General features: G+C 70.3%; 2 protein-coding genes. Both read left to right on the forward strand.

The window, feature by feature from the left end; genetic code table 11:
• Positions 1 to 69: 69 nt before the first annotated feature.
• Positions 70 to 693, forward strand: a complete 624-nt coding sequence (locus tag ACFCY7_RS40170; RefSeq protein WP_017238885.1) for a GntR family transcriptional regulator — start codon at positions 70 to 72, stop codon at positions 691 to 693.
• Between the two features lie 301 nt (positions 694 to 994).
• Positions 995 to 3,700 carry a pyruvate dehydrogenase (acetyl-transferring), homodimeric type gene (gene aceE, locus ACFCY7_RS40175; RefSeq protein ID WP_376491033.1) on the forward strand — a complete coding sequence of 902 codons (2,706 nt, stop codon included), beginning with the start codon at positions 995 to 997 and terminating at the stop codon, positions 3,698 to 3,700.
• Positions 3,701 to 3,750 lie beyond the last annotated feature (50 nt).

Consider the following 3,750-nt stretch of genomic DNA (forward strand, 5'->3'; position numbering starts at 1 on the left):
GCCCGGAAGTGTTTCCGGGCGGGGGCGCCGCCGTATTGTCTAAGGGTCAACACTCCCCGAGGAGCCTTCATGACCGTCCCCGTCGTCCACTCGCTGCGCGAACAGATCCGCGAGCACATCGTGGAGGGGATCGTCAGCGGCCGCTGGAAGCCGGGAGAGCGGATCGTGGAGCGCCGGATCGCGACCGAGCTCGAGGTCAGCCAGACCCCGGTCCGCGAGGCGCTGCGCGAGCTGGAGTCGCTGCGGCTGATCGAGTCGGCGCCCAACAAGGGCGTGCGGGTCCGCAACCTCACCGCCGCGGACCTGGAGGAGAGCTACCCGGTGCGGGCCGGTCTGGAGCAGATCGCGGCCGAGCTGGCCGCGACGCGCCTGGCGACCGACTGCTCGGCCCTGGAGCCGCACGTGGCGGCGCTGTACGAGGCGGACGCGACCTCCGACGGCACGGCGCAGGTGCGGCACACGGTGGCCTTCCACCGGGAGTTGGTGAAGGCGGCCGGGAACGGCGTCCTGCTGCACACCTGGGAGACGCTCGGCATCGAGGTCTTCACGGCCCTGTCGATCCGCTGGCTCGGCACGGTCCAGAAGTCGTACGCGGAGGAGCACCAGGAGCTCGTGGAGGCCTTCCGGCGGGGCGACCCGAACATCGGGGCCCTCGTGAAGGCCCATGTGCTCGGCTGCGCCCCGAGGGCCTGAGCCACGGCGTGACGCACAGTGAGCGGGTCCACCGTCCGGTGGGCCCGCTCATTCGTGCGCGCTCCTTCTCAGACAGCGGGTCCCACCTGCGGAAACGGGGCGAAAACCAGGCACCGGGTGCCCTTTTTGTTGGCACCCTGTGCCGACTTTCTCGATCTGAAGAGGTTTTCCCCTTCAACCCTTTGATCGATCATCGATCGCCGGTTTACAGTCTTCGGCGGGCCGTCACCCGGCCCTTCGCCCTGTCCTGCCAGACATGGCCCCCTTATCTCCACCCCCATCTGTCCGGAAGGCGGCGATCATGACCGATCCCGTAGGCAAGATTCCGAGTGAGCTCGACCAGCTCCCGGACCGTGACACCGAGGAGACCGCCGAGTGGGCGGCCTCCCTGGACGCCGTCACCAAGGCCGCCGGCCCCCACCGGGCCGCCTACCTGATGCGCCGCACGCTCCAGCACGCCGAGGGCGCGGGCCTCGCCCTGCCCAAGCTGCTGGAGACCGATTACGTCAACACCATCCCCACCTCCGCGGAGCCCTCGGTCGGCGAGTTCGGCGGCGACGAGGAGATGGAGCGGAAGATCACCGCGTGGAACCGCTGGAACGCGGCCGCGATGGTCACCCGCGGTTCCAAGTACGGCGTCGGCGGCCACATCGCCACCTTCGCCTCGGCGGCCTGGCTCTACGAGACCGGCTTCAACCACTTCTTCAAGGGCAAGGAAGCCGACGGTTCCGGCGACCAGCTCTTCATCCAGGGCCACGCCTCCCCCGGCATCTACGCCCGCGCCTTCCTCGACGGCCGCCTCACCGAGGCGCACCTCGACAAGTTCCGCCAGGAGTCCGGCGGCGAGGGCCTGCCCTCCTACCCGCACCCGCGCCGGCTGCCCTGGCTGTGGGAGTTCCCCACCGTCTCCATGGGCCTCGGCCCGCTCTCCGCGATCTACCAGGCGCGCTTCAACCGCTACCTGACGAACCGCTCCATCAAGGACGTCTCCGCGTCCCACGTGTGGGCGTTCCTCGGCGACGGCGAGATGGACGAGCCCGAGGCGACGGCGGCGCTCGCGCTCGCCGCCCGCGAGGGCCTGGACAACCTGACCTTCGTCGTCAACTGCAACCTGCAGCGCCTCGACGGCCCGGTCCGCGCCAACTTCAAGATCGTGCAGGAGCTGGAGGCCCAGTTCCGCGGCGCCGGCTGGAACGTCGTGAAGTCGCTGTGGGGCAACGCCTGGGACGAGCTGTTCGCGCTCGACACCACCGGCGCCCTGGTCCGCCGCCTCCGCGAGGTGCCGGACGCGCAGGTCCAGACGTACCAGACCCGCGACGCCGCCTACATCCGCCAGGACTTCTTCGGCAAGGACCCGGCGCTCGCCGCGATGGCGCAGCTGCTGAGCGACGACAAGATCCTGGAGTGCTTCCACCTCTCCCGCGGCGGCCACGAGCCCCGCAAGGTGTACGCCGCGTACAAGGCCGCCGTGGAGTTCAAGGGCGCGCCGACGGTCATCCTCGCGCAGACCGTCAAGGGCTTCACCCTCGGTGAGGGCTTCGCGTCGAAGAACGCGAACCACCAGATGAAGAAGCTCACCACCGACGAGTTCAAGAACATGCGGGACCTTCTCGAACTCCCGATCTCGGACGCGCAGTTCGTCGACGGCCAGGTGCCCTACGGCCACCCCGGCGCCGACTCCCCCGAGGTCCGCTACCTCCAGGAGCGCCGCGCGGCCCTCGGCGGCCCGGCCCCGGCCCGCCGCACCCACGCGCTCGCGCCGCTGCCGGCCCCGGCCGACAAGTCGTTCGCCGCGTTCGACAAGGGCTCCGGCTCGCAGTCGATGGCCACGACGATGGCGTTCGTCCGGCTCGTCAAGGACCTGGTCCGCGACAAGGAGACCGGCAAGCGCTGGGTCCCGATCGTCCCGGACGAGGCCCGTACCTTCGGTATGGAGTCGCTCTTCCCGTCGCTCGGCATCTACTCGCCGAAGGGCCAGACGTACGAGCCGGTCGACCGCGACCAGCTGATGTACTACAAGGAGGCCAAGAACGGCCAGATCCTCAACGAGGGGATCACCGAGGCCGGTTCGATGGCCGACTTCATCGCCGCGTCCACCGCGTACTCCACGCACGGTGAGGCGATGATCCCGTTCTACATCTTCTACTCGATGTTCGGCTGGCAGCGGACCGCCGACCAGATGTGGCAGCTCGGCGACCAGCTCGGCCGCGGCTTCCTCGTCGGCGCCACCGCCGGCCGCACCACCCTGACCGGTGAGGGCCTCCAGCACGCCGACGGCCACTCGCCGGTGATCGCGGCCACCAACCCGGCGGCGCTGACGTACGACCCGGCGTTCGCCTACGAGGTCGCGGCCATCGTCAAGGAGGGTCTGCGCCGGATGTACGGCGAGGCCGCCGAGGGCGAGGACCAGAACGTCTTCTACTACCTCACGGTCTACAACGAGCCGATGCCGCAGCCGGCCAAGCCGGCCGGGATCGACGAGGGCATCGTCAAGGGCCTCTACCGCTTCAACACGGCCGAGTCCGCCGGTGTCGACGTGCCCGCGAACGCCTCGCGCATCCAGCTCCTCTCCTCCGGCACGGCCATCCACTGGGCCCTGGAGGCGCAGAAGCTGCTCGCCGCCGAGTGGGGCGTGGCCGCCGACGTGTGGTCCGCGACCTCCTGGACGGAGCTGCGCCGCGACGCGCTGGAGGCCGACGCGGCCCTCCTGCGCGGCGAGGAGCAGGTGCCGTACATCCGCAAGGCCCTGGAGGGCATCGACTCCCCGGTCCTCGCGGTCTCCGACTACATGCGCCAGGTCCCCGACCAGATCGCGCAGTGGGTCGAGCAGGACTGGTCCTCGCTGGGCGCCGACGGCTTCGGCCTCTCGGACACCCGCGACGCGGCCCGCCGCCACTTCGGCGTCGACGCCCAGTCGATCGTCGTCGCCGCCCTCGCGCAGCTGGCCCGCCGCGGCGCGGTCCGCGCGACGGCCGTGAAGGAGGCGCGCGAGCGCTACGGCCTGTAAGGGCCTTCACCCGACGGGGCGGGCGGCACGCATGATGGAGTCATGCGTGC

This window comes from Streptomyces sp. NPDC056361 (assembly GCF_042262805.1).
GTDB lineage: Bacteria > Actinomycetota > Actinomycetes > Streptomycetales > Streptomycetaceae > Streptomyces.

Excerpts from the sequence above, each read along its gene's own strand:
- aceE (WP_376491033.1), top strand. The coding sequence starts at position 995 with ATGACCGATCCCGTAGGCAAGATTCCGAGTGAGCTCGACCAGCTCCCG.
- ACFCY7_RS40170 (WP_017238885.1), top strand. The coding sequence starts at position 70 with ATGACCGTCCCCGTCGTCCACTCGCTGCGCGAACAGATCCGCGAGCAC.